General features: G+C 56.6%; 16 protein-coding genes. 6 read left to right on the top strand and 10 right to left on the bottom strand.

Going from position 1 to position 25,948, the window contains the following annotated elements:
* Positions 1-43 precede the first annotated feature (43 nt).
* Together pbpC and ACQY1L_RS12440 are read right to left on the bottom strand one after the other, a co-directional pair.
* Positions 44-2,125 carry a penicillin-binding protein 1C gene (gene pbpC, locus ACQY1L_RS12445; RefSeq protein WP_430241026.1) on the bottom strand — a complete coding sequence of 694 codons (2,082 nt, stop codon included), beginning with the start codon at positions 2,123-2,125 and terminating at the stop codon, positions 44-46.
* Positions 2,126-2,262: 137 nt separating this feature from the next.
* Positions 2,263-7,728, bottom strand: a complete 5,466-nt coding sequence (locus tag ACQY1L_RS12440) for an alpha-2-macroglobulin family protein (RefSeq protein ID WP_430241025.1) — start codon at positions 7,726-7,728, stop codon at positions 2,263-2,265.
* Between the two features lie 1,384 nt (positions 7,729-9,112).
* Between ACQY1L_RS12440 and ACQY1L_RS12435 the strand changes: the two genes are divergently transcribed.
* The 3 genes from ACQY1L_RS12435 (at position 9,113) to ACQY1L_RS12425 (ending at position 13,372) form a co-directional block, all read left to right on the top strand.
* Positions 9,113-9,841 (top strand): CatB-related O-acetyltransferase, encoded by a 729-nt coding sequence (locus tag ACQY1L_RS12435; protein ID WP_430241024.1) that lies wholly within the window; start codon positions 9,113-9,115, stop codon positions 9,839-9,841.
* A 107-nt stretch (positions 9,842-9,948) separates the two neighbouring features.
* A complete protein-coding gene (locus ACQY1L_RS12430) occupies positions 9,949-12,147 on the top strand; it encodes a glycosyltransferase (RefSeq protein ID WP_430241023.1) in 2,199 nt (732 codons plus the stop codon).
* 151 nt (positions 12,148-12,298) lie between these two features.
* Positions 12,299-13,372, top strand: a complete 1,074-nt coding sequence (locus tag ACQY1L_RS12425; RefSeq protein ID WP_430243941.1) for a capsular polysaccharide biosynthesis protein — start codon at positions 12,299-12,301, stop codon at positions 13,370-13,372.
* A 312-nt stretch (positions 13,373-13,684) separates the two neighbouring features.
* Here ACQY1L_RS12425 and ACQY1L_RS12420 read toward each other — a convergent pair whose 3' ends face one another.
* From ACQY1L_RS12420 to gmd, 3 genes are read right to left on the bottom strand one after another with little or no spacing between them, the layout of a single operon-like run.
* A complete protein-coding gene (locus ACQY1L_RS12420; RefSeq protein ID WP_430241022.1) occupies positions 13,685-14,848 on the bottom strand; it encodes a DegT/DnrJ/EryC1/StrS family aminotransferase in 1,164 nt (387 codons plus the stop codon).
* Complete coding sequence (locus ACQY1L_RS12415) at positions 14,845-15,768, bottom strand: GDP-L-fucose synthase family protein (RefSeq protein ID WP_430241021.1); 924 nt, start codon at positions 15,766-15,768, stop codon at positions 14,845-14,847. The genes ACQY1L_RS12420 and ACQY1L_RS12415 overlap by 4 nt, the downstream gene beginning before the upstream one ends.
* A 12-nt stretch (positions 15,769-15,780) precedes the next feature.
* Positions 15,781-16,902, bottom strand: coding sequence for a GDP-mannose 4,6-dehydratase (gmd, locus tag ACQY1L_RS12410; RefSeq protein WP_430241020.1), 1,122 nt, complete (start codon positions 16,900-16,902; stop codon positions 15,781-15,783).
* A gap of 482 nt (positions 16,903-17,384) precedes the next feature.
* Here gmd and ACQY1L_RS12405 point away from each other — a divergent pair, with 482 nt between their 5' ends.
* Positions 17,385-18,338 (top strand): glycosyltransferase family 2 protein, encoded by a 954-nt coding sequence (locus ACQY1L_RS12405; protein ID WP_430241019.1) that lies wholly within the window; start codon positions 17,385-17,387, stop codon positions 18,336-18,338.
* A 22-nt stretch (positions 18,339-18,360) separates the two neighbouring features.
* A complete protein-coding gene (locus ACQY1L_RS12400; RefSeq protein WP_430241018.1) occupies positions 18,361-19,866 on the top strand; it encodes a Stealth CR1 domain-containing protein in 1,506 nt (501 codons plus the stop codon).
* Positions 19,867-19,992: 126 nt separating this feature from the next.
* Here the strand turns inward: ACQY1L_RS12400 and ACQY1L_RS12395 are convergent, their stop codons facing one another.
* The 3 genes from ACQY1L_RS12395 to ACQY1L_RS12385 all read right to left on the bottom strand — a co-directional run bounded on the left by ACQY1L_RS12395 (position 19,993) and on the right by ACQY1L_RS12385 (position 22,260).
* On the bottom strand, positions 19,993-20,994 hold the full coding sequence (locus tag ACQY1L_RS12395) for a capsular polysaccharide biosynthesis protein (protein WP_430243938.1): 1,002 nt from the start codon (positions 20,992-20,994) through the stop codon (positions 19,993-19,995).
* Between the two features lie 166 nt (positions 20,995-21,160).
* Positions 21,161-21,325, bottom strand: a complete 165-nt coding sequence (locus ACQY1L_RS12390; RefSeq protein ID WP_430241017.1) for a hypothetical protein — start codon at positions 21,323-21,325, stop codon at positions 21,161-21,163.
* A gap of 167 nt (positions 21,326-21,492) precedes the next feature.
* Positions 21,493-22,260 (bottom strand): ABC transporter permease, encoded by a 768-nt coding sequence (locus ACQY1L_RS12385; protein ID WP_430241016.1) that lies wholly within the window; start codon positions 22,258-22,260, stop codon positions 21,493-21,495.
* 156 nt (positions 22,261-22,416) lie between these two features.
* Between ACQY1L_RS12385 and ACQY1L_RS12380 the strand changes: the two genes are divergently transcribed.
* Entirely contained in the window at positions 22,417-23,751 is a 1,335-nt protein-coding gene (locus tag ACQY1L_RS12380; RefSeq protein WP_430241015.1) for an aspartate aminotransferase family protein, read from the top strand.
* Between the two features lie 95 nt (positions 23,752-23,846).
* Here the strand turns inward: ACQY1L_RS12380 and ACQY1L_RS12375 are convergent, their stop codons facing one another.
* Positions 23,847-25,412 carry a PQQ-dependent sugar dehydrogenase gene (locus ACQY1L_RS12375; RefSeq protein ID WP_430241014.1) on the bottom strand — a complete coding sequence of 522 codons (1,566 nt, stop codon included), beginning with the start codon at positions 25,410-25,412 and terminating at the stop codon, positions 23,847-23,849.
* A 3-nt stretch (positions 25,413-25,415) separates the two neighbouring features.
* Positions 25,416-25,856, bottom strand: coding sequence for a DUF2231 domain-containing protein (locus ACQY1L_RS12370; protein ID WP_209903156.1), 441 nt, complete (start codon positions 25,854-25,856; stop codon positions 25,416-25,418).
* Positions 25,857-25,948 lie beyond the last annotated feature (92 nt).

Genomic DNA, 25,948 nt, shown 5'->3' with positions numbered 1-25,948 from the left:
TCATTCCGATCTCGGTCCGGTTCACTCCTGGCCTAACCTGCCCTCACTCCACGAACACCCGCACGGTTGCAGCCCGGCCGGCGGAATCGATCACCGTCAGTGTCGAGAAGCCCGCGCCTTCGGGTAACCAGTTGTTGGTGCGGCGGCGGGAAAGATCGGTGAGGGGTTTTCCGTTGGCCAGCCAGCGGAACGGCGGGCGGCCGCCCTGCAGTTTCAGCACCAGCGGCGAGATCTCGCCGGTTTGGGCGCCGAGATCCACCTTGGCACCCTCGGGGGGATAGACGATCTGCGGGGCGGCTTCGCGGGTCGAGGCGCTGATCAGGCCGCTTGCCGTCATCGAGAAGCGCCGCTGGCCGATCGGCAGGTCGGATTGCGCCAGCCGTGCCGTGGCTGATGGTGGCGAGGGATGCGGCGTGATCGCGACGCCGGAGCGGGCAAATGCCTCGAACAGGATAGGCGCCGCTGTCTGGTAGCCGGCGATGCCGGGAACCGCACCATTGTCCGGCCGCCCGACCCAGACACCCAGGACATGGCGTCCGTCATAACCCACCGACCAGGCGTCGCGGTATCCGTAACTCGTGCCGGTCTTGTAGGCGATGCCGAGGCGGCGGCTTCCGGTTGGCGGCAGCACATCCGAGAGGATGTCCGTGACGTTCCAGATCGCCTGTGGCTCCAGCAATGGCTCGCTGTCCAGACGCGCCGCGACGGTGTCGATACCGTTGCCGAGGCGGACCGGCTGACCGCCATTGGCGAGAGCCGCATAGGCCTGGACCAGATCCCTCAGTGTAATGCCGACCCCGCCAAGTCCGATCGCAAGGCCCGGCGCCTCGTTCGGGGGAAGCACCGGGTGCACCGCTGCCCGTCGGAAGCGGATCATCAGGCGTGACGGGCCAACTGCATCGAGCAGCCGGATCGCCGGAACATTGAGCGACAGCTGAAGCGCCTGGCGCACCGTGACATCGCCCTGATAGCTCATGTCGAAATTCTTCGGCCGATAGCCGAAGAAATCGGCGGGTCGATCCTCGATCATCGTTTCTTGCGCCACCAGCCCCTGTTCGAAGGCAAGTCCGTAGATGAACGGCTTCAGGGTTGACCCCGGAGACCGCAGCATCCGTGTCATGTCGATCCAGCCGGCGCGGCTGGCATCGAAATAGTCGGCCGAACCGACCTGGGCGACAATCTCGCCCGTCACCGCATCCGCCATGACCATGGCGAGCGATGCCTTCGGTTCGAGCTTCGCCGAAGCTTCCCTCGCGACGTCTTCCAGCTTCTGCTGAATGCCGCGTTTCAGTGTGCTCTGGTATCGCGGCACCCCGGGCTGTTTGCGGATTGCGGCTTCCGCCATATGCGCGGCGAGCGCCGGCAGTTGCAGTCTGCGCCGGGGGAGGCCGTCATGGGATGCCCGTTCCGCTTCCCCTTCACCCGTCAGCGACGCCACGGCCGGCCTTGAGAGAACGCCTTGACGGGCCCGCATGGCCGATTGCGGGTGCCGGTCCGGCCGTCGCGTTTCCGGCGATTGCGGCAGGGCGACAAGCAGAGCGGCTTCCGCCACTGTCAGCCGCCCCGGCTCCTTGCCGAAATAGGCAAGGCTTGCAGCCCTCACGCCTTCCAAATTTCCCCCATAGGGTGCGTAGGTGAGATAGAGCTCGAGGATCTCCTGCTTGTCGAGACGGCGTTCGATCTGGATGGCGCGGGCGATCTGCAGAAGCTTTGCCGAAAAGGATCGCGCTTCCCGGGGCTCGATCAGACGCGCGACCTGCATGGATAGCGTCGAGGCGCCGGAAACGATCCGCCCGTTGACGAGAAGCTGGAACGCCGCGCGGCCCATCGCCTTCAGGTCAATGCCGCCATGCTGGTAAAACCGCTGGTCCTCATAGGCAACAAGCATCTTCAGGAATCGCGGATCGACATCCGCGATCGAGGTCTTCAGACGCCAGCGGCTTTCGGATGTGGCAAATGCACGGAGCAGCAGCCCGTCCGCGTCAAGCACCTCTGCCGATACGGTTTGCGCCTTGTCGAGCGGCGGCGGATAGGCGCGGTCTGCAGCGTCAAGTCCGATCGCCAGCCCCGCCGCGAGCGCGACGCAAAGACCAAGACCCAACGAATACGTCCATCTGCGTCTCATAGTCTTCTTGTCGTCCTGCCGCTGACTGCCTCGACTTCGCTCTGCAAGGCGATCGTCATTCGAGGCTTCCTGGTCGCAATCTCATGCTGCAAGCTGCCGCCCGGTGAGGAGGGCGGCAGCCACCGGCCTGCCGGATCTCACGGCGCCGCCACCACCTCCATCTTGCCCATCGCAGTCCTTGCGGAAAGCTGCGGGCGGTACATGTCATCCACCTGTGCCGCCGGATGATCGTAGGTGCCGGGTGTCACGGCGCGCACCACATAGGCGAGCGTGATCTTGCGGTTGTCACCTTCTGCGCGGTTGAAGGCTGCAACGAAACGGTCGTTGCGGAACTCCGTATGGGCGGCCTGCACCTCTTCGATCCAGTCGAAATTGGCAAGGCTGGCGCTGTTGACGATGCTCGGATTGTCGATCTCGAAACCCGCCGGCAGGAGATCCGTCACGACGATGCGCGAAGGCCAGTCGTTTGTCTCCGTGACGTTGAGAACGACGACATAACGCGTGTTCTGCTGCGCCGTGCTGACATTCGCCTCCTCGCCATCCATCGTGTAGTAGGTGCGGGTGATCTCGAAACCATCGCCGCCGGCAGCTAACGGCTGCGCCGGGGCGGCAACCGTGGTGATGGCGGCAGACAGCTTATCCTTGCTGTCGTTGCGCACCGTCAGCGGATGATCGAGCAGCACGTCGCCTGGCATCTGCGACATCAGCGTCCCGATGTGGGCCGCGCCGTTGACGCTGAGACGCAGGCCCTCATCGCCGTTCTGCAAGGCCCGGGCCGCCAGCAGCATCCAGGTCTGTTCCTGCGTGCTGGTATGTTTCTTCGCCACCCATTCCTTGGCAACGACATTGGCAAGTGCAGGCACGATCGGCGGCACCGGCCGACTTTCGGCGGCCAGCGCCAGAACCGCTGCACCATCTCGCAGCGAGGAGCCGTAATCCGAACGGCTGAGGCTGACTTTCTTGATCTGCGCTTCTTCCGACATCTGCAGCGCGTCGTTGAAGATGGTGCGCGAGCGCTGGGCATCGCCGTAAAGCGAAAGCGCTGCAGCGATATGCGCCTTGGCAAGCGGTGTCGGGAAGTCGCCGAGCATCGTATCGGCATAATAGCGCAGGTCGCTGATCGCAGCCTTTCGGTTGCGCGCCATCACGTAGAGCGCATAGGCGATCTGATTGCCCTGGTCGGCGACATTGGTCGTGTAGGCCAGAGTGTTCTGCAGATTTTCGAGCGCCTGCACGAGGGGCTTTTCAGGCACGTCGAAACCCTGTTCGCGAGCCCGCGACAGGAAGTCGGTGATATAGGCGTCCAGCCAGAGATCGGTGCCGGCACCATCAGGTCCCCAAAGCCCGAAACTGCCAGCCGATGCCTGGAAGGAGAGCACGCGGAAGATCGCATCCTGGACGCGCTTCTTGACCTCGGCATCATCGGCAAGCCCGTTCTGAACCGCCATCTGGCTCAGATAGAGAAGCGGAAGTGCCCGGCTGGTCGTCTGCTCGGCGCAGCCATAGGGATAGCGGTCAAGGCTCATCAGCAGCGCCGGAATATCGAACGCGTTGGAACGGCTGACATTGACGCTAACCGAGGCGCCCTGAAGCATGCTGTCGGCAAGAAGGTTGGAATCCACCGTTACGCTTGAGCCGGGCTTCAGATCCACCAGCCGCCGCTCCGTCACCGGCATGGCTGCCGGGCGAACCGGGATGTTGAGAACCTGATCGACCGACAGGCCCGACGCATTCGAGACCCGGATCGCAACAGTACCGTCACCTGGCCCGATGCCGACCAGTGGCAGCGTGACACTCGTCTTCGCCCCGGCCGCCAGTTGGACCGGCTTGATCGCGCTTTGGCCCACCGCAACCGGGTCGTTTGTCGTAATGCCGAGGTCATAGGTGCCGGCAGGCCCATCGGTGTTGACGATGTCCAGTCTGAGGTTGCTGTCGTCTCCCGGCGCAAGGAAACGCGGCAGGCTGGCGGTCACGACGATCGGATCACGGATGATGACGTCTTTCACCCCGTGACCGACCCCGGATTTCGACCAGGCGACGGCCATGACGCGCGCCGTGCCGTTGAACTGGGGAATGTCGAAGGAGACATTCGCCTTGCCTTCTGCATCCAGCTTCACCGGGCCCGAGAAGAAAGCGACCAGCTTTTCCTTCGGCGGGCTCGCCTGCAGCGCGATGCTGCCACCATCGCCGCCGGTTCGCAGCCGTCCCGTGGCACCAAGCGAGCCATCGATCAGCCGGCCGTAGATGTCACGGATTTCGAGCCCGAGACGGCGCTGGCCGAAATACCAGTCGTCCGGCGCCGGTGGCACATAGCGGGTAAGATTGAGGATGCCGACATCGACGGCTGCAATCGTCACATAAGCGTCTTCGTCGGCGCCGGCACCGGTTACGGCGACTGAGATATCCAATGGCTGGCGCGGCAGGGTTTTATCCGGTGCCGTGATCGCGACCGCGAGATCGCGCGCTTCCGGATCGACCTTCAGCCAGGTCACGCCGATCGCCCGCATCGGCATACGGTTTTCACGCGCCGCACCCGGGCGGTAGAGCGTTGCGGTCACATAGGAACCTGCTCCCCATTCGGCCGTGACGGGGATCTCGATCTCTCCACCGGTCTCCGGAAGGCTCGCCGTCTTCACCGCAATCAGCTGCTCGGAGCCTGCAATGATCATCAGTTCGCCGGCATAACGCGAGGAAACCTTGAGCTTGGCAGTATCGCCGACCTTGTAGCTCGGCTTGTCGAGGGCGATTTCCAGCGCGTCCGGCGTCTCGGTCGACGTGGCGGTCACGAACCAGCCGGCATCGAACTCGGTGCTTGTGGCCGGGCCGCCGGCATCGACCGTCTCGACTTCGAGGCGGTAACGGCCCCATGCGACCGGAACCGAAATCCGGCCACCGTCGGCAGACACGTCAACGCTGCCATTGGATACCTGCTTGGTGCGGGTGATCGGCTCGTAGCGCCAGGAACTCCCCTCGCGATACCACTGATAGTCCTGCTCGACCTTGACCAGCTTCCAGGCCAAGCCTTTCGCGGCCTGCTTTGCTCCGGTCTCGTCCACGAGGATGACGTTGAAACTGCCGACCGCGCCCTCGGGCAGGTCACCTGAAAACTCCGGCTTGATTCCGATCCGCGGTCCATCCGCCTTGACGGGTAGCGACAGTGTCCGCTCGATGGCACGGCCACCGGTTTCCTGCATGCGCACGACGATATCGGCATTGATCAGCTTGGTGGTCGAGGGAAGCTCCGCGACATCAGCCGCAAACGATGCCTTGCCGTCTTCATCGGTATCGTCGAGGGCCTCGAGCGGAATGCGGACGGTTTCCGCCTGTTCCTCGTCTGCAAGGCCGAACTGGTAGCCCGGGAAGGCAGCGTTTTCGCGGGTCGGCTTGAGGGCGATCTCGCCTTCCAGGCCAAGTCCCGCCGCCGGTGCGCCATAGAGGAAACGTCCGTCAATCTCGACCGTAGCGGGTTCGCCGACCACGATTTCCTTCGCCGCGCTGGTCATGTCGAACTCGATGCGATCGGGCACGAAATCATCGACCAGAAACGTCTTTTCGCCGATCGCCGAGCCCTTCGGATCGGTAAAGACCTGCATCGTCCAGGTGCCGCGCATGGACGTGTCCTGCAGGGCGAGATCAAGCGTGTAGCCACCGAGCGCGCCTGACTTCACCATGCGGCGATCCTCGACGCCATCAGGGCGCAGGAAGACGAAGGTGAGCGGCAGGTTGTCGATCGCGGTCGCATCCACATTGCGGGCAAGCGCGCTCGCATGCACCGTCTCGCCGGGCCGGTATATGCCGCGTTCCGTCCAGGGCAGAAGATCGATCGCGCCGGGTGCCGGCCGGCCGGTGACGCCGCGATCAGAAAGATCGAAACCGGCGCGGGTCATGTCGAGAAAGACGTAGTCCTGGCCGCTGTTTTGGGCCGTCAGCACTGCCGGCACCATGGCCGCCGTCCCGCGCATCAGGCCGGCCGTAAATGTGGCACGGCCATCGCCATCGGTCTTTGCGGTACCGAGCACTTCGTTATTCTTGGCAAGAAGCTGGAGATCGACGCCGGCAATCGGCTTGGCGGAACCGAGCGAGCGGGCAAACACACTGAGCCCGTCCGTGCCGGCATAGGTGGTGAGCCCGATATCGGAAACGACGAACCACTGGGTCGCCTTGTTATCCCATTCCTGCGAAATGGCGTTGGCGGCCGATGCTGTCAGCACATAGACACCAGGCTTGCGGCTCGGCAGCGCCTCGTCGACCGGGAAACTGGTCGCCACATCCTTGTTGAGTTCGCGGTTGGATTCGGGCCCAAGAGCGATCGTGCCCTGCCAGACGAGTTCACCGTTTTCCTGCTCGATGCGGTCGGCGGTGTAGCCGCTCATCTGGGTCAGAAATTCCGAGTCCGTCAAAAGCGGTGCGATATTGCGGTCGCCGATCCTATAAAGCTTGAGAGCGGCCGTTTCGGTATTGACCGAAACGATCGGAATGCCGCGCCGGGCCGTGGATGGCAGCACGAAACTGTCGCCGGTAAACCGCACCGTCGGAGAGCGATCCTTGACGTAAAGGTCGAGATCGACCTGTGCTGGCAGCGGTTCATCGACGGAGGAGGGAAGGCCGCGCCGCAGCGACAGCTTGTAACGCTGGCCGTGGGTCAGACCCTCGACGCAGATCTGGCTGTCCTTTGCCTCCATCGCCTTCGGCGCCTTGCCATCCAGCGTGACGAAGGGCGCATAGTCGACGCCGGCCTTCACCAGAGGATCGGAAAACTGAACGCAGGCGCGCGGATTGGCGCTGTCTGCATCGACCGTGTTGCCGGTCACGCGAAACCCGTGACGCTCGCGAAGGTCGTTATAGGAAGCCTGCACCATGCGGGCACTGACGAGCGCAAGGCTCTGCTTGTAGGCGGAAATCGCCTGGCGGTAAGCCTGCTGCTTGGCAAGCGCTGCGCCAAGAACGGCAAGCGCATCGGCTCTTGCCTGCGTCGTGCGGGTCAGAAGATAGCCGTTGATGGCGCCAAGCGTTGCATCGCCGTCTGCAGAGCTGTTGCCGTTGGCAGTGGAGGCGGCGCGGGCAAATTCGATCCAGAGTGCGCCATCATCCGGCGTCAGCGACAGGGCACCCTTGTAGTTGTAGATCGCGTTGTCGAAGCGGCCTGCAAGAAGTTCGGCCTGCGCGTCGGTCTTCAGTCTTTCGACATCCCGGCCCTGCTGGTTGTCACCAAGCGTCAGGCCATCCTTCTGCTCGCGGGCCTGCTGAAGCAGTTCCTCCGTCAGAAAGGAGAGCCGTGGCGCCGCTCCGATATCCGGCTCTGCCGCCACTTCGACGATCTTGCCGGCAACCGCGCCTATAAACGGATTGAGCTGAGCGTGGTCGGACTTGAGGAAGCACCACTTGGCTTTGACATTATAGGTAAAGGCGCGGCACTGGTTGTCGCCGATACAGGCGGTTTCGCACTGACCCTGGCTGACATTCTTCACAGTCCGCAGATCGAAACCCAGATAGTCGCCATCCACCGTGGTCTCTATCCGCCGCTCGGCAGCAGCTAGAGGCAGCGCCAGAACGAGAGACGAAAACAACAATGCGGAAAGTCCGAAGATCGCGCGCCTAGACATCAAAAGTCCCCCCGGTGGCTGCCGTTCGGGGTCTGTTGTCGGATGGCAGCGGACAGTTGTCAACGGAGGTGGAGGCAACGAGCAGTGGCCATTCGCCGACGTTATGACGCGTCTCTCACCATCACGATTTGGAATTGGGTTCTTTTGCCCAAGGCCACGGATCTATAATGACGAAGCTGAGTGATCGGATTGGCTATCGCAAAGATGATCTCTTGTACGGAGAACGTGAGTTGACTCTCAGACTACCAAATATGCAGACCGTCGCCGGTTGCAGCGCCGGCCTACTCCTAAGCTTCTTTCCCGCCGCAGTGTGTCCCTCGCGGCTCGCGCCTGTCTAGAAAGCGTCATATAGATCGGGATACCTAAGTTTCTGAAATGGTATAATCATCTAGTGCAACAGGCGTCTTGCATCGGTCGCAGCCACCTAGTCACGGTTCGTCCCTTGCCTTAAACATGGACAAGCAATTAAAAAACAAACGAGTTCGTCAGAGATCACTCATTTGAAATTGTGACAGACATTTTGGAGCTGGTTTTTGGATATCCCGATGATAGTTGCAAGTTTGGAAACGGCGAGAGAAGGGTCGCGCCTTTTGGACCGCCAAATTGCGGAAGCGATTGGATGGCGGCGCGAGATACGCGAAGACCGCGATCCCCAAGGCCGGATCATTGAGCGCGGTATCTGGTTTGAGCCGACTTCCGGAAAAGCTGGAACTATACCAAACTACACTGGAGATCTTGAGGCAGCGCATTCCCTCGCGAAATTCGTTGCCCCGGAAAGCACGGGAGGCTGTAGTTGGGAAGACGGTGCAGCAAGTGCCCGGATTGGCTCCGGCCCGTACAGCCAAGCTCGAACACCGGCCATGGCACTAAGTTGCGCTGCTCTGAAATTTCTATTTCAGACTTCGTAGCCATCGGCGCTACGTCACATCTCGCTGTCGTATTTCTGTATCAAAACTATCATAGACGCTTCCTAGGACTGATATAGGTTTAGGCTTGAATATGCGCGTCGAAAGCGTTGTCGATCTCCTCCGTGAAGCAAGTCTCGGATCGAGGCCACTTGATGCGATGGTTGCGCAGGCAATCGGTTGGCGGAAGATTGACAGGCTGATAAGGGATGAGCGGACTGGAGAGGTTCGGGATAAAACTCTTTGGCTTATACCAAACTCCAATGATCCCGGGCGGTTACCACTTTACACTTCCAACATCGAAGCTGCTTATCTGCTTGTACAGCAGGTTCGGTCATCTGCAGTGAGCGGGTTCTCGTGGCAGGACAAGTCGGCGACAGCGCAAGTGGGAGAAGGAGGCCCGAGGGTGACCGCGGCGACGCCGGCCTTGGCGATCTGTCTTGCGGCCTTGATGACGGTTGCTTCGGAGGCCGTACGAAATGAGCATTAAGCGCGTCGAATTTGGCGCTCGGTTTACCGCCGACGAGCTAAAAAGCTTTGGCCTAGACCTTGAGTTCAGTCCGAAAAGCCAATTTCAATTCGGAAACTCCTATGAAGTCCCTTGCCAGGTCAAAACCTCGATGAGGGACGTTCTCTCCGTCGGGGCGTTTTCGTACATCAATGGCAAAGGACGGTTCACCAATGTCCGAATTGGTCGATACTGCTCTATCGCCGAAGGTGTAGAGATTGGCTATCCGGAGCATCCCACGAATTGGCTCAGTACGTCGCCTGTCCAATATCTTCGCCCAAATTGGGCAACCGTTGTAGGTGATTGGAAGCGTATGGCACATACGACAATCAAAGAAACCGTTATCCAGCACGACGTATGGGTTGGTGTTGGGGCGTTCATTCGCACAGGCGTCACCGTGGGTACAGGATCGATCATCGGTGCCCACGCGGTCGTGACCAAAGACGTTCCACCGTATTCCATCGTCGCCGGCAATCCGGGCCGGTTGGTCCGTAAGCGGTTTGAACCTGAGTTGATAGATGAAATGTTGGAGACCCGGTGGTGGGAGTACTCGCCAGCGCAGCTCGATGGCTGCCCCTTCGATCACCCTGTTGCGGCAATAGGTTTCGTCAGACAGCTGCGAATGCTTGACGAGCCCATCTACCAGCCCAGACGACTGTTGATCGCAGCAAACGGAGCCACTCTGACGGAACCGCAATAATCATGCGCGTCCGTGCTGCTGAAGCTGGATCTAGTGTCACAATACAGTCATCGAACATGCATTAAGTCAGGAGGTATGCAATCTAGGTTCAGGGGGCGGTGCAACAAATGAATAACGACAGCTACGTCAACGTTGTGTTTGCAACAGACGAGGAGTATCTGCCGATTACTGCGGTTGCGATGACGTCCCTAGCTGCAAACTATAAAGACGCCCGCAGACTTCGGGTGTTTGTTCTAGTCGACAGGCCGATGCCGGAAGACGACGCAAATCGCTTTAGCTGCATTGCCGAGCGGTTCGATATCGAGATCTATCCACTTTTGGTCTCGGCCGAGGACTTCTCAGCAGTCCGGACGAGCCGCGGCATCTCAGCCGCCACGTATTTTCGGCTAGGAATGCACCTCGTCTTGCCGAGTGATCTGGAGAAAGTCGTGTATCTCGACTCCGACATGATCATTTTGGGTAATATCGCGGAGGTTTTTGATACTGTCCTAGACGACAGAACGCTATTTGCAGGAGCGGAGGACTATAATAGCGTCGCACATCGCAAATCCTACAAGACCCCGCCAACGTCTGTAAATCTGAACGCTGGCGTTCTCGTTTGCAATATCAAAGCCATCCGCGCGATGGACTTTCTCGAAGAGGTATCTGCGTATATCGAGCAAAATCGGTATCTGATATTCCATGGCGATCAGCAGATCCTGAACTACCTATTCGCTGGAAGAATGAAATACATCCACATTCGGTGGAACATGCATGGGCAGCTGTTTGAGCCCGACTGGGTCGCTTCCAACTTGAGTGGTCGCGCATTGATTAGTCCCGAAGACGCTGCTGAGGGCCGTAAGTCGCCCAGCATCATCCACTACAACGGCGCCATGAAGCCTTGGAATGGTGGGGCTCATCCGAGGCGGCGTGACTGGTATCGGTTTGCCAGACTTTCAACATACAATGATATATTTTTCGAGCCGAGCTGGCCGGTTTCCAAAACAAAGAGCCGGAGGACGCGCTCGATATCAAACAAGATTTACCGAACGCTTTGGCTCGACAAACTTTCACAGGCCTTGACTGAGGGTTATAGAGCCAAGGGTACACGTACCTGGTTAGACAGAAACGTGAAGGGCGGAAAGCTGTGGAAACAGAAGCCCTTTGACGAACTGCGTGTTCTTTCAGAAAAGCAGTCTCTCATCCAGATGCACACCTTCCTGACGATGCGCGGGCTACTGAGGCGGGACAAAAAGTTTTCTGCCGCCGATTTCGTTCGCAGTATCCCGCGAAATGCCAAAGTCTATGCTAATGCCCCTAACGACGATCTGGAGGGCGGCTTTCACGAGAATATAAAGCTCATTTTCCAGACGCCGAATGTAGGCATGAAAGTCCTCCCCTACGAGGCCGACTTCTCACTTGTGCTGCACATGGCGATCCGAACATCTGGTTTCTGGGATGCCTTGCTGACCGGAAGTTTCGACCGGGAAATCGTCTTCGGCGAAGCCGCTTTCTTTGGAGCTTACGCTGGGTATTTCGACAAGGAAGCGCCGACCGTCGGCAGGCGACCATTCGGTTATATTCTTGATGATCTTTGCTACTACTACGATGCCCGACAGCCATCGCGACTCGAACTCAAACTGAACGATAACGCCTATCGTTTGAGCGATGCAGAAATCGACCGCGCCAAAAGGTTGATAAAGCGCATCAGAACCGAGAGTCTGACCAAATACAACCGAAACTCAGGCAAGGGGCGGGAAATCGTTCTGGAGCCGGGAAGCGTTGTCGCAATCGATCAGACCCCGCATGACGCTTCGATCAGATTCGGTGGCGCCGAGAAGCGTACGATTACCGACATGGTTGCTGCCGCTGTCCGAGAGAATCCTGGAGCAACAGTGTATTTCAAGCGCCATCCCGACAACGTAAAAACCGACCGCAATATTCTTCCCTCGACTGCACGTGTAAAAATCCTCCCAGATGATGCCGACATCACGCAGGTGCTGGACCAGTGCGCAATCGTCTACGTGGTCGCATCTCAGGTGGGCTTCGAGGCGCTCCTACGCGGCAAGAAAGTCGTAACATTTGGAATGCCCTTCTACTCGGGCTGGGGCCTGACCGATGACCGCCAGGCGATTGCCCGGCGTACCCAGACGAGAACCGCCGAAGAGCTGTTTCACGCGGCATGCATCGATATGTCTGTCTACGTGGATCCCGTGTCTCAGAGATTGATTGAAATCGAAGATGCCTTTGATTTAGTTCAGTCTCTTCGGAGGTCTGAAATTGGCGTTGATACGCAATCCGATTTTGCGCGGGCGGCGGCTGAATAGCGCCGTGCAGTGGCCCGCCGCACCACATGGAGTAGCCATGATATCGCCAGAAATTTGCGAGGCTTCCGTGTCGACTGTTGTTGAGCCAAAATTGCAGCCAAGACGCCTTTTACGGCTTCTCCTCCGTTATCCATTTGTCGTCGCTTCAAGCATGTACGAGAGGGTATTGAAACGCCAAGCGCGGCCCCCGTTATATGTGTTCGGGTTCAGCCGTTGGAAAACGTTCATACGTGATTGGTTTCCCGACAACGATGTTATTTTCGCACCAACAAAAATCAATTCGCTCGAATTTTTCTTGTACTGGCGTTGGCTCATTCTTCGACATCCCCGGGCCGAAGTTCTTACCTGGCAGTACAATGGCCCCAAACCGCTCAAGGGCTTTTGCTTGAAATACGGCATCTCTTTTTCGCACGTTGAGGACGGCTTCATCCGATCCCTTAACTTAGGTGCGCTTCGCGTCCCGCCTCTGTCTCTGGCATTTGACCGGCAGGACATGTATTTTGCCGCAGCCACCCCAACAGATCTTGAGGGTATCCTCGCGTCGTATGACTTCGATGCGGATCCCGACCTCATGATGCGGGCGCGCTCGGCAATTTCTCAAATGCTGGACGGAGGATTGAGCAAATACAATTCAGGCGCTTCCGTAAATGTTGAAACGATCTACGGACCAAAGACAGCGAAACGTGTTCTGGTCGTTGGCCAAGTCGAGCGTGATGCATCGATCGCTTACGGTTGCTCGAAGCCATTTACAAACAACGATCTCGTCAGGTTGGCAAGACTGGAAAATCCAGACGCCGACATAATCTACAAGCCGCATCCCGAGGTACTCAACGGGATTGCGCCGGTCGGATCCAACTTGAATGAAGTACGCGGCCTTGCCAATATTCTGACGCAAGATGTAAGTTTGTCCGATAGTTTTCACACGATCGACCACGTCTATACCATTACCTCGTTGTCAGGCTTTGAGGCACTTCTGCGCGGCGTTGAAGTGACGACTGTAGGCTGTCCTTTCTACGCTGGATGGGGCCTGACGGATGACCGTCAACCGAATGGGAGGCGGACGCGGAAACTCTCAGTCGAACAAATATTTGCCGCAGCCTATATTTTGTATCCAAAATATTTCGACCCGAGCACAAAAAGCTATATCGAGATCGAGGATGCCCTTCGTTTGCTCCTCAGAATGCGCTCTTCTGCTCAGCGAGAGACGTGTCAATTCGTCAAATGAAACCGCTTCCAATTTTCTGAATCACAAATTGTCCATCGCAGGGCCGTGTGCGCTATACGCACTGTATTTCGTCAAAGCAAATAGTGTCTATTTTACCACTGCCCCCGACACGCGCACGAGCTGTAAACACATCGGTCGCGTTTTCCGGTCTCTCGAACCAATTGAATTTCCACAAACCATCGGGAACAGATCGGAGCATATGCCTGGAAGAACTCCCAGGGTCTCCGCGTAGGTCGTACTTGGCGATGAATCGAGATCTAGGAACTAAGTCACGTCTCAGTCCCTAAATCACTGTCTCCCGCGTACTGGACCTTAGCTCAGCAACGCCCTCACGGCGTCCAACTTTTCCCTGATATCAACTTGTTGGTTGCCGATAAAGAAACCGTGAGTGTCGATACGCTCGGCAGCCTCAAGGGTTCCTGCAACCGAATAATCAAAATATTTGATCACAGGATTCTTGACAAAGTTACCAGCGACAATAGGCCTGACGTCAACATTGTTGTCCCGAAGCCTCTGAAGGATCTCCATACGAGCAATGTCGGCGTCCTGACGAACAGTCATGGCAAAGCCGAACCAACTGCTGTCTCCGGTCTCCTCTTGAATGTGAAGGAACGGGTGGTTACTGAAAATCTCCTGAAAATGGCGGCCGTTAAGCTTTCGATTTTCGATAAAACTAGGTAGCTTTTTCAGCTGCGCCCTGCCAATAGCCCCGCTCATTTCCAGCGGGCGGACATTGTAGCCGGGGAGCACGAACCTGAACGACTCCTCGAATGCGTCATCACTCTTTTCGCCGGTAACATGGTTGAATTTCGGCAAGTTCCGCGTCCAGCCATGAGCGCGTAAACTGAGGAGTATGTGGTAGATCTCTTCGTCGTCCGTAACAATGCAGCCGCCTTCCATAGTCGCAATATGATGCGAATAGAACGAGCTGAATGTACCCATAAGTCCAAATGTGCCCGCTTGGCGCCCTTCGAAAGTCGCACCCATTGACTCACAATTATCTTCAAGCACGAGGATGTCTCGGGCTCCAATGATCGCCTTCACCGAAGCGAAATCGTTTGGGTTTCCGAGCAAATTGACAAGGCAAATAGCCTTTGTCCGCTCCGTTATCGCCGCTGACAGCTTTGTTAGATCGAGGTTGAGCGTATGCGGATCAACGTCGACAAATACCAGTTTCAGCCCGTACTGGTGAAAAGGATAGTACGTGGTTGACCACGATACTGCGGGAACGATGATTTCGTCGCCCCTCTCAAATTTCGGGGTCTTCGTAAAGAAGGGGGCGGCAACCATCAGCAGGTTTGCGGTCGACCCCGAACTTACCATTACGGCATGTTTGGAGCCAAAAAATTCTGCGAATTGACGTTCATAGGCCGCAACTTCCGGCCCCATCGAAAACATACGCGAGTCGATAACGCGCTGAATCGCCGAAAATTCTTCGCTGTCCCACGTATCTGTCGCCAGGGCTAGATCGATCATTGCACGGTTCCATTCTTGTAAAAATTGTAGGTTTTCTCGATGCCGCTCTCAAGCGATGTCGTTGCCTTCCAGCCAAATGCCTCGAGTCTAGTAATGTCGACGAGCTTCTGGTTCATCCCTTGAGGCTTTGACAGATCATGAACGAATTCGCCACTGAAGCCCAAGGCCGTCGCGATCGTTCGGTAGTAGTCCATAATACTGTGATCGTACCCGAGACCGACATTCATGTTTTGAGGCAAGTCGGCGAAGCGAGTAATCGCAGCAAATACAAAGTCTGCCAAATCTCCGGCATACATAAATTCCCGGCGGGCTTTGCCAGTACCCCACACGTCTACAATATTTGACTTCGACTCGACAGCCTCGGAGATTTTCCGCACGACCGCAGGTATCATGTGCGATTTGTTCGGATCGAACTTGTCATGTCGGCCGTATAGATTGCAGGGTATGATCGTCTTGTAGAGAAACGAGGGGACTTCCTTGTTGATGTACTCACAAAGGCGAGCACACGTAATTTTGGCGATTGCGTAGCCCTCGTTGGTTGGTTCCAACTCGCCGGACAGGATTGTCTCTTCCCGAAGCGGGTTGGTCGCCATCCGCGGATACATGCATGAGCTACCAATATTGAGCAATCTGGGGATCTCCGCCCGTCTTGCGCCCAACAAGACGTTCATACCCATATTAAGATTGTCGCTAAGAAAGCTGACCGGCGCGGCTATATTGGCTTGGATTCCGCCAACCGTACCTGCCGCGTGAATCACGGCATCTGGCTTGTGCCTCAGCAGATATTCATCAACCGCATCCCCATCCAGCAAGTCGAGTTCCGACCGGCGTGGTGCGAGGATAGTGTGTTGGCTAGCATACGCATGCTCGAGAATATTCCTTCCGACCATTCCTGAGCCGCCGCTGAGAAAAAGTTTCATTGCATTCGACCACTACGTTTCGATTGAAAAAGGCACGGAATGGCCGTGCTTTCTAAGGAAAGCATGACGTTTTGCTACGCCAAGATCGTGGTCAACCATCTCCTTGCACATTTCCTGTGGAGTGATTTCTGGCTTCCAGCCAAGTTCATTTTCGGCCCTGGATGGATCACCAAGCAGGGTCTCTACCTCCGCAGGCCGGAAATATCGCGGGTCGATCTTGACAATGACATCACCCGGCTTAACGCCTGGAACCTCATCGCTATGCAACGCTTGCACAACACCAATCTCGTCTATACCGCTACCCTCAAAGACAAGTTCGATACCGAGCCTAGTTGCGGACCAAAGAATAAACTCCCGGACCGAGTACTGCTTTCCGGTGGCGATCACGTAGTCAGTGGGCTCGTCTTTCTGGAGCATCATCCACTGCATGCGCACGTAGTCTTTGGCATGACCCCAGTCACGCAACGAGTCCAGGTTACCCATGTAAAGGCAGGTTTCGAGGCCTTGGGAAATGTTGGCCAGACCTCGGGTGATTTTCCTGGTGACGAAGGTCTCCCCACGTCGCGGCGACTCGTGGTTGAAGAGGATTCCGTTGCACGCGTACATGCCGTACGCTTCCCGGTAGTTGACCGTAATCCAATAAGAATAAAGTTTCGCAACCGCATACGGCGAGCGAGGGTGGAAAGGAGTTGTTTCCCGCTGCGGGATCTCCTGAACCAAGCCATAAAGCTCTGACGTGGACGCCTGATAGAAACGCGTCTTCTTATCCAAGCCGAGGAATCGGATTGCTTCCAGAAGTCGCAATGTGCCTAATCCGTCAACGTCAGCCGTATATTCAGGGGATTCAAAGCTTACTGCGACATGTGACTGGGCACCGAGATTGTAGACCTCGTCCGGCTCAACTTCCTTTACGATACGTGTAAGATTAGACGTGTCGCTCAGATCGCCGTAATGCAGGTGAAGTTTGAGGCCGGTCTCGTGAGGATCTTGGTAAAGGTGGTCAATGCGCTGTGTATTGAAACTCGAACTGCGACGCTTGATCCCATGGACCTCGTATCCTTTTTCGATTAGCAGTTCGGTAAGGTAGGAGCCGTCCTGGCCAGTCACCCCGGTAATCAATGCTTTTTTTGCCATAGTGGTTAAGCCTTAGGCCTCCTGAGCAGCGTCAACTTGACATTCACTGTAGGACAGGATCGTGCGATCTTGTCAAAATTTTATCGCCTGTAGATATCGGCGCTAACATGAATATGCAAGCTGCTCGACGGCCAACAATTTAGCTATGCCGTGTCGCATTTCGGAGCCGCTCCGTGTTGGTCAAAGGCTGCATACAGCAGCGCGCTGGGATGCCTAGGGAGCAGTGATGCACTAGCTCTTGTTCGGGGCAGTCCCAGAAAGCACGGGGCTATAGGATGTTTCACTCCGGACGAAGCCTGCCATTTAGCTGAGATATACGAGCTACATAGCCCTCAGACAGCAACCGACGAGAGCATTTTCTGCTAAACGGCCTCCAGGCACCAATCTTGCTCGGAGTTGTGCAACCTCCCCCTAGATTCACGGTCATAAAAGTGTCATATCCCTGTCACATGTCTACTATTCAAGACAGGATGAATTCGAACATGATGCGAAAGTTTCGCCGGAATCCTCGCGTTGAGCTCGAGCGCATTCGACCGGCAACCGTCAGTGGTCTGCTGAAGATTTTCTTCAAAGCTTTCGATAAGAGAGGCCGGTTGTCAGACGTGATCGCAGACCCTCAGCTGGTGTACGAAGCATGGTGGCCATACCGCTTTTTTCGACGTAAGTTCGGTAATTTCAAGGCCGAATACGTGAGTGTCGTGGTCGCGACACGCAATAATGAAGATACGATTAGTGCCTCGTTGACTTCTATCATGGCGCAGTCGTTTAGGAACTTGCAGATTATCGTCGTAGACGACGGAAGCACCGACGCATCGCCTGGCATTATTGCGGAACTATGCGAACGTGACCCGCGCATACGTGTCGTTACCAATGAGATGTCGATCGGTACCGGCGCAAGTCGGAACCTTGGGATGCGGATGGCAACAGGCGCATACCTGACATTTCAGGATGGTGATGATGTCAGTGACCCGACCCGGATCGAGAGACAGGTCATTGAGTTGTTGCGGGATCCGGCGAAAAAAGTTGTGACTTGCAACTACGTCAGGGTTAACTCCAGACGAGAACGACTGGAAGTGAACGAAAAGCGAGTCATGAACTGCATAATTTCAATGATGTTTCCTCGCCAGGATGTCTTGGGTAATGTCGGTTTCTTTAGAGAAGCTAATGTGAGTGAAGACTCGGATTTTTTTGAGAGGATAAAGGTGTTTTTCGGAGAAGGTTGCGATACGAATATATTTCGTACTTTGTACGAGGCGCAGTTTCGAGAGGATTCATCATTTTTTTCCAGTTGCGAAAATGTGAAAATTACCGGTCGCAGGGTTCAGTTCGAGAGAAAAAAGTCAGTTGTAGCCGAGTGGGACAGCCTTATGTCGCAACACGAGCAAATGAAACAACGACGAGTCACGCCATATAATATGGCAGGCCAACTAAAGTAGGTCCGCCGGGTAATTCCGCGGCATGAGCGAGTTTGTGATGTTCCAACGCATAACCAGATGGTTTTCTTCGAAAACTAGACGATACGCTGTGCTGCTTAGAGATGAACTGAATCAGCGTTACCCAATCACTCATTTGATGCTTCCGGCTAAACAGGCGGGGAAATGGTCGAGAGTTCTCAGTAATACCGTTGAAGGACGCCCCCCGCAGAGCGTGTCGCAACTGCTGTCTTCAGTCGATCTTGGAATAACCCGTAGTTTCTCTGGGTTGAAATCCGACGTCGATATCAGCGCCTTTTCGTTGCCGTTCTTGATGTCCGCAATGGCCAAAATTGCCGAAGGTGCGGGAGTCCGTATTTTCGTTCATTCCAACGTATCTGGATGGACTCATTTTAACCCGTCAAGGTTTAAAGCTTCGATTCTCAAGCCGGGAAGCAGTGGCAGGATAGAGTTGGCGGTTGTCGACTCCGGTAGCGCGTTGCTTAGTAGGCATTCGATCACGCTGTGGCGGGAGCAGAAAGGCGTGGCGGTAGCAGTCGGTGAGACTACTCCCGTCAAGCGCATACTTGTCGAGAAAAATTGGAATCCACCACAGGCTTCACTTACGCCTTATAAAATTGAAGAGATTGATGCAGTATATACTTGGGTAAACGGTAGCGATCCTGCTTGGCAGGAACTAATTAGGCCATACAGAGGCTCCGCTGCTATCGACCCCGATCGATATTCGCACAATGATGAGTTGAAGCATTCGATTCGCTCAATTGAGCTGTTCGCACCGTGGGTCCGGACTATATATATCGTTTCGAATTGCGCTCCTCCGGATTGGTTCACGGAGAGCGACCGGTTTAAATGGGTCTATCACGAAGCGTTGATGCCTGCGGACATTCTGCCAACATTCAATTCTCATGTTATAGAAACGTTTCTTCACGAGATTTCCGGCCTCAGTGAGAAATTCATTTATTTCAATGATGATTTCTTTCTGTCTGGGTTTGTAAGACCACAGGATTTCTTCAATGCTTACGGGCAAACTGTTGCCCGTCTTGAGCCGTACGGTGTGTTGCCTTATCTTGAGCAACTAAGTGACGCTGGGCGCGCTGAGGAATGGCAAAATGCTGCCGTCGGTGGAGCGAGATTACTGGACGAAAGAACGGGTATTAAGCCTATTCAGATGCACAGGCACGCTCCCTATGCGTTTACGCGTACAGTGTTCAAGGAGATGATAGACGAATTCGGTGACGAAGCAGCGACAACGCGTGCAGCGCGCTTTCGTACGGCAGACGATATCTCTTTTGCATCGTTCTTCTATCACCACTACGCGCGTTCTAAGGGACTTTGCATCGAGAGCAATGAGCAGTCTTTGATCGTACGCCATACAAATTTCAGCGCTTTTCAGAATAAGAAAATGTATCGCTCGTTGCGCTTTTTCTGCATGAACGATGGCGGTGGCAGTTCAACACACGCTGCGTTCAACAAATTCAAGACGACCTTTCTTGCCTCCTTCTACCCTTTCAAATCTGGCTGCGAGAAGTAGGAGCGAAATCGAAGCGGCGCCGCGGTGAAAAAGCAAATTGGGCAAGGAGCGCAAATTCCGATTTGCATTAATGCAATACAATGAGATAGCGTTCGATATCTGACCTGGCGGAACTAAGTATTTCCCTTATGCCGAGGTGTGCTCCCTCATCTCCGCCAGTAGGTCGATCGCTTCTTCGAAGCTGAGCGGCTTGTTCAGCGCTGGGTGAAAGTACCTGGCGTAGAGAATATAGGCCGCTGCGAATATCTCTTCAAATGATCGTTTTGCTGTCCGCCGTTCGCATTTCTGTCGATCGTCTGTTGCGCCCCAGCCTGCGTAGAATGGCATCCCGACGCATGTGACTGGGATGCCGCGAATAAGCGCCTCGAAGCCTGACAGCGAGGTGATCGTGTAGACATGATCAATGGTTTGAAAGGCATCTGCCAGGGTGATGTCCTGTCTAAGGATCATCGCCAGATCGCTGACATCATTCGGATCGGACTGGTTGGCGCGCGTTCCGTGAAGGACTTCCGGGTGAGGCTTGTAAATGATCTGTGCCTGCGGGTTCTCACCCGCGGCAATCCGCACAAGCTCGTTATTATCGATGACCCGGTCGCAGCCCAATCGGATCGAGGCATCGTCCTCAACCTGACCGACGACAAGGATGCGCTTGCCCTTGGCCTTTGGTCCATAGGCTGCGGCAATATCGGTGTCCGTCGACGTATTGTATTTGGAAAGCCGAGAGGCAATGAGCGTGTCGATCCCCGCCCGGGCCCGGGCCATCAGATCCGGGTCGGCGTCAAAGTCGTACGTATCAATCAGCTGTTCTAGGTCAGAACGCTGGGTCGAATCGAAATACATCCCCCCCCGATCGAAGCACAGAGATAGCGGCGGCGCCTTGGTTGCGCCGAGAGATATGGACCGGATGAACCCGTCTTCGACACGAATGATGGGAATGCTGCGTGATCGACAGAACTGTTCCACGAAAGGTTGGACCTTGTAGCCCCAGACATAGACCTTCGATCCTTTGCGAGCCGCAATTACAGGAGCGATAAAGGCCCTAAACCACGCCTTGCCGACATGCCTGCTCTTTCGGGAAACGGTTTCACCGTGAAGCCAATGCGCCAGTTGATTTTTCCAAGGGATCATCCCGAACACATAGGCACGCGGCTTTAAACCGGCCCAAGCGAAACATGAAACTACCCAACGCAGATATTGGTCGTACATCCCGCATGTCACCGCAATAGTTTGTCCAGGAATGATCCTGACTTGAAAGCGCAGTACTTTAGCATGCCGAGCCGCTTCTTCAACCATCTCACTCGGCGTCGAGCATCCGCAGAAGCTCTCGGATCACATTGAGTGCTTCGTTTAAAACCACGATGACGTCGTCGGACGGCAGAGAATCGTAATTCTCGATCGTATACGTGATGCGGTCGATCACATCGATGCTGATACCAGCCGCTGAAAACTCATCCTCCATATTTGCTAACCCCTTCGCCTATCGCGAGTGGAGTGTAGCAGAACTTCAGGCTAATGATCGGATATCCCGCGGCAGCCTGCGTTCGCCGCATGCGAACTAAGTGCGGCATCTAATTACCGAGCACAATTCTTCTGGTGAGACGATTTGCAAGGTCAGTCCGCGCTATCTTATCGTTCACGCGCAAACGGAATGAAAGTGAACGCAAGCATGCCAACGAACAACATGCACACGGACCATTCGGCCAGATAGAAGCGATCTACTCCGTCCAACGGGCTCTCTCCGTAAAAGCCTTCCCGGAAAAGGATCACAACATGCGTGAGCGGATTAAGGAGCATATATTCGCGAAACGGCGATGGCAGCAGGCTGGGTACATAGAACACGCCGGAAAGAAGTAGAAGCGGCTTCGTCACGATCGAATACAGCTTCTCATACAACGAGTACCTCTGAAAAAGCGCTGCATTGAAGAAGGCCATGCCCATCGCTAGCGCCCACGCATAGAAAACTGCTTCCAGTAATGCTTTCCAGTTCAAGGCTAACGCGTGAGGTTCCGTCATGCGAGCACCAGTCAGGATCACCAGCGCCACCAGAAGCGACGTTATGGATTGCAGAATGAAGCGTCCTACGAAAGCGTCGATTGGAGCGACTGTGGGATAGGAAAGAAGTGCTCTGTTCGCGCTGATCGAGGAGGTCAAATACCGGTATGTATCGGAATAGAGTGCGAAAGCGATGAAACCGGTCGCGAAGAACAGCGGAAAGCTGGTACCCAAAGCAGGATGACGCGCAAGGGCTCCGAAGAGGAAGCTCATCAGCACCACGTAGGATACCGGCTCAAGGAGCGCCCAAATATATCCGCCGGGATGCTTTCCATATCGCGTCGCGACCTCACGCAAAGCAAACGACGTCGATACCCTTATATGTGTCTTGAAATACTGCATTACGTCCCCGGCACTGCTTCCCAATTGTCATAGCGCGGAATTTGTGGCGGCAAAATGGATTTCTCGATATCCGCCACCTCTCCCGCCCCCAACACAAAAAGACTTGTCCGCCACCGAAAAATCCGTGACATCTACCCTATCGAACAGGAGGCTTTCATGGACCACGCGAGCAAGACAAACGCGCTCAATCTTGACAATTTCTGGATGCCGTTTACGGCAAACCGCCAGTTCAAGGCGACGCCGCGTCTGCTCGCGCAGGCGGATGGCATGCATTACACCGATGTCGACGGCAACAAGGTTCTCGACGGCACGGCGGGGCTGTGGTGCTGCAATGCCGGCCATGGTCGCAAGAAGATCGCACAGGCCGTCGAACGCCAGCTCACCACCATGGATTTTGCCCCGACCTTCCAGATGGGTCATCCCATCGCGTTCGATTTCGCCACGAAACTGGCGGAGCATGCGCCGGGCGGCGCCTCCGCCAAGCTGGATCGTGTGTTCTTTACCGGTTCCGGTTCCGAATCTGTCGATACCGCGCTCAAGATCGCCATCGCCTATCAGCGGTCGATCGGGCAGGGGACCCGCACCCGTTTCATCGGTCGCGAGAAGGGCTATCACGGCGTCGGCTTCGGCGGCATTTCGGTCGGCGGTCTCGTCAACAATCGCCGTGTCTTTCCGCAGATCCCGGCAGACCATATGCGTCACACGCTCGATATCGAGCGCAACGCCTTCTCGAAGGGATTGCCGGCGCATGGCATTGAGCTTGCCGACGATCTCGAACGTCTCGTCGGACTGCACGGGGCGGAAACCATCGCAGCCGTGATCGTGGAGCCGATGTCAGGCTCCGCCGGCGTCATCCTGCCGCCCAAGGGCTATCTCGAAAAGCTGCGCGCAACGGCCACGAAACACGGCATTCTTCTGATTTTCGACGAAGTCATCACCGGCTTTGGCCGTCTCGGCATGCCGTTTGGCACGGATTACTTCGGTGTCGTGCCGGATCTCGTCACCACCGCCAAGGGCATTACCAACGGGACGATCCCGATGGGCGCGGTGTTTGCCAGCCGCACGATCTATGACGGACTGATGGCAGGGCCTGAGAACGCGATCGAGCTGTTCCACGGCTATACCTATTCCGGCCACCCGGTCGCTTGCGCCGCCGGTCTAGCGACCATGGAAATCTACGAGGAAGAGGGCTTGTTGACCCGCGCTGCTGGTCTTGCTGGCGAATGGGAAGAGGCGCTGCACTCGCTGAAAGGCCTGCCGCACGTCATCGACATCAGAAACCTTGGCCTCGTCGGCGCCGTCGAGCTGGCATCGCGCGAAGGCGCTGTGGGAGCACGTGCCTATGATGTCTTCGTCGATTGCTTCCAGAAGGGGCTGCTGGTCCGAGTCACGGGCGACACGATCGCGCTGTCGCCGCCGCTGATCATCGAAAAGGAGCAGATCGGCACCATCGTCTCGATGCTCGGTGATGCGCTCAAGCGCGCGGCATGACGGGCGACCTTAAAAAGAAAGTGCAGCCGGTAGGCGTTACCGGCTGCACATGAGTTCGTCTGTCTAGCGTCGATAAGCGCGAGACCGTTTCCGGATTAAGGCCTTGCTGCTGGCGCAATGTCGGTTTGCGACGGCTGCAGCGTATCGCTTTTACCGGACACTGGGGCCTGACCGGTCAGTCGCTCTTCTGCAGGGGCGGTTGGTGCGGCGAGTGCCGGTTCCGTGGAGCCGGTCGTCCCGTTGGCCGGAGGACTCACTGCTGCAACGGGTGCCCGATCCGTCTTGTCGGTTGCCGCGGTCTGGTCGGTGCCGATCGGCTGCGGAATGACCGTGCCGTCGGCATTGGCGACCCGCCAGACCGTGTTGCCGGAATCGTCGGCAACCAGAAGCGCCCCCGTTCCATCGATCCCGACACCGACAGGTCTGCCGCGCGCCTGATCGTTCTCGATAAAGCCTGTCACGACGTCCTGTGCCTTGCCAACAGGCTTGCCGTTTTCGAAGGGCACATAGACGACCTTGTAGCCGTTGAAGTGATCCCGGTTCCAGCTGCCATGTTCGCCGATGAAGGCACCGTTTGCGAAGGCGGACGGCATGGCGGAATTGGCCGAAAACGTCAGGCCGAGTGCTGCGACATGGCTGGACAGCGCGTAGTCCGGCGCGATCGCCCGTTCGACCATGTCCGGCCGTGGCGGGTGAACGCGAACATCGACATGGTTGCCATAGTAGCTCCACGGCCAGCCGTAGAAGCCATCTTCCTTGACCGACGTCATGTAGTCCGGCACCAGGTTCGGACCGAGTTCATCACGCTCGTTGACGACGGTGTAGAGAACGCCCGTATCCGGGTTGAAGGCAAGACCATTCGGGTTGCGTAGGCCGGATGCAAAGACGCGTGCCGCCCCCGTCTGACGATCGACCTGCCAGATCGCGGCGCGGCCCTTTTCAGCCTCGAGCCCGTTCTCCACGATATTGGAGTTCGAGCCGACCGAGACGTAGAGCATCTTGCCATCGGGGCTGAGCGCCAGATCCTTGGTCCAGTGGTGGTTGATTGGCCCACCAGGAAGCGGGGTCAGCACCTTCGGCGGCGCGGTAATCTCGTTCTGGCCGAGTTCGTATGGGTAGGCGATCACGGCGCTGGCCGAGGCCACGTAGAGCGTATTGTCCACCCAAGCCAGGCCAAACGGCGAATCCAGCTTGGTCAGAAGGTCGTGTCGTTCGTCGACCGTGCCATCGCGATTGGTATCGCGCAGCAGAGTGATGATATTGGTTTCCTTCTCAGCGCCAATATCGCCGTGGGCGATCGACATGATCCAGCCGCGGATGAAATCCTTCGGCCTCGAGGTCGGCTCGCCTGCCGGTGCCTTGGATTGCACGACAAGCACGTCGCCGTTCGGCAGCGTGTGGACGGTGCGCGGGCTCGAAAGATCCTTGGCGTAAACGGTAACCTTCAGGCCTTCAGGAACCTTCGGCGTTTCGCCATCCTTCCAGCCGATCACTTCCGCGACTTTCAGGTCGGGGATGAGCGGGTGCGATGGTTCCGGCAGGACAGGATCGGGGCCAATCTGCGAGTTGACATCGAAGTCACTGCTTTGGGAAAAGGCCGGCAAGGCGGTGCCGAGCGACAGCGAAAGCGCGGAGGCAAAGAGAATGCGGGACGGCTTCATGGATCAGATCCTCCAGGCCAGGCGGGAATACTTGCGGGCGGAAATCGCGGCGGCGAAAATCGAGAGAACGAATGTGACGACAGAAATCGCCAGTCCGTAAGGCACAACGGCCGTCCAGCCGTCGCCGGCGTGAACAAGGCTATTGAGGAAAGCCAGCGCCAGAATGACGATATAGATGACGATGGTGAGAAATGCCGGGCGCAGCGGCCGTGTTCTTGGACGAAGCATATCCAGCAGGCCAGCGACGATTGCAACGCCACCGAAGACAAGGCCGGCGAACAGAAGCCAGGAGGAAAAGTTCTGCCACATCAGGTGACCATCGCTTAGCCAGAAGGCCAGGTCGGTCCCGAGTGTCAGGGTGAAGCAGACGAAAGGAAAGGGAACGAAGAGGGACTGCAGCGGATAGGCCGCAGAGTCTCTGTTATCGGAAGAAAAAACAGTCATGAAAACGCTCCGGGAGGCAAAGAGCCAGGGAATGGACGCCAACCCGTGACGAGGCCCTTTGTTCCCTTGGCGCTCTCGAGTGGTTAGGTTGG

The sequence above is a fragment of the Neorhizobium sp. DAR64862/K0K3 genome (assembly GCF_050500185.1).
Lineage (GTDB): Bacteria > Pseudomonadota > Alphaproteobacteria > Rhizobiales > Rhizobiaceae > Neorhizobium > Neorhizobium soli.
The sequence above is the reverse complement of the archived record's forward strand: the minus strand, read 5'-3'. Positions and strand labels throughout refer to the sequence as shown.

Excerpts from the sequence above, each read along its gene's own strand:
- ACQY1L_RS12395 (WP_430243938.1), bottom strand. The coding sequence starts at position 20,994 with ATGATCCCTTGGAAAAATCAACTGGCGCATTGGCTTCACGGTGAAACC.
- ACQY1L_RS12415 (WP_430241021.1), bottom strand. The coding sequence starts at position 15,768 with ATGAAACTTTTTCTCAGCGGCGGCTCAGGAATGGTCGGAAGGAATATT.
- ACQY1L_RS12400 (WP_430241018.1), top strand. The coding sequence starts at position 18,361 with ATGAGCGAGTTTGTGATGTTCCAACGCATAACCAGATGGTTTTCTTCG.
- ACQY1L_RS12375 (WP_430241014.1), bottom strand. The coding sequence starts at position 25,412 with ATGAAGCCGTCCCGCATTCTCTTTGCCTCCGCGCTTTCGCTGTCGCTC.
- pbpC (WP_430241026.1), bottom strand. The coding sequence starts at position 2,125 with ATGAGACGCAGATGGACGTATTCGTTGGGTCTTGGTCTTTGCGTCGCG.
- gmd (WP_430241020.1), bottom strand. The coding sequence starts at position 16,902 with ATGGCAAAAAAAGCATTGATTACCGGGGTGACTGGCCAGGACGGCTCC.
- ACQY1L_RS12380 (WP_430241015.1), top strand. The coding sequence starts at position 22,417 with ATGGACCACGCGAGCAAGACAAACGCGCTCAATCTTGACAATTTCTGG.
- ACQY1L_RS12425 (WP_430243941.1), top strand. The coding sequence starts at position 12,299 with ATGTACGAGAGGGTATTGAAACGCCAAGCGCGGCCCCCGTTATATGTG.
- ACQY1L_RS12370 (WP_209903156.1), bottom strand. The coding sequence starts at position 25,856 with ATGACTGTTTTTTCTTCCGATAACAGAGACTCTGCGGCCTATCCGCTG.
- ACQY1L_RS12440 (WP_430241025.1), bottom strand. The coding sequence starts at position 7,728 with ATGTCTAGGCGCGCGATCTTCGGACTTTCCGCATTGTTGTTTTCGTCT.
- ACQY1L_RS12430 (WP_430241023.1), top strand. The coding sequence starts at position 9,949 with ATGAATAACGACAGCTACGTCAACGTTGTGTTTGCAACAGACGAGGAG.
- ACQY1L_RS12385 (WP_430241016.1), bottom strand. The coding sequence starts at position 22,260 with ATGCAGTATTTCAAGACACATATAAGGGTATCGACGTCGTTTGCTTTG.
- ACQY1L_RS12390 (WP_430241017.1), bottom strand. The coding sequence starts at position 21,325 with ATGGAGGATGAGTTTTCAGCGGCTGGTATCAGCATCGATGTGATCGAC.
- ACQY1L_RS12435 (WP_430241024.1), top strand. The coding sequence starts at position 9,113 with ATGAGCATTAAGCGCGTCGAATTTGGCGCTCGGTTTACCGCCGACGAG.
- ACQY1L_RS12405 (WP_430241019.1), top strand. The coding sequence starts at position 17,385 with ATGATGCGAAAGTTTCGCCGGAATCCTCGCGTTGAGCTCGAGCGCATT.
- ACQY1L_RS12420 (WP_430241022.1), bottom strand. The coding sequence starts at position 14,848 with ATGATCGATCTAGCCCTGGCGACAGATACGTGGGACAGCGAAGAATTT.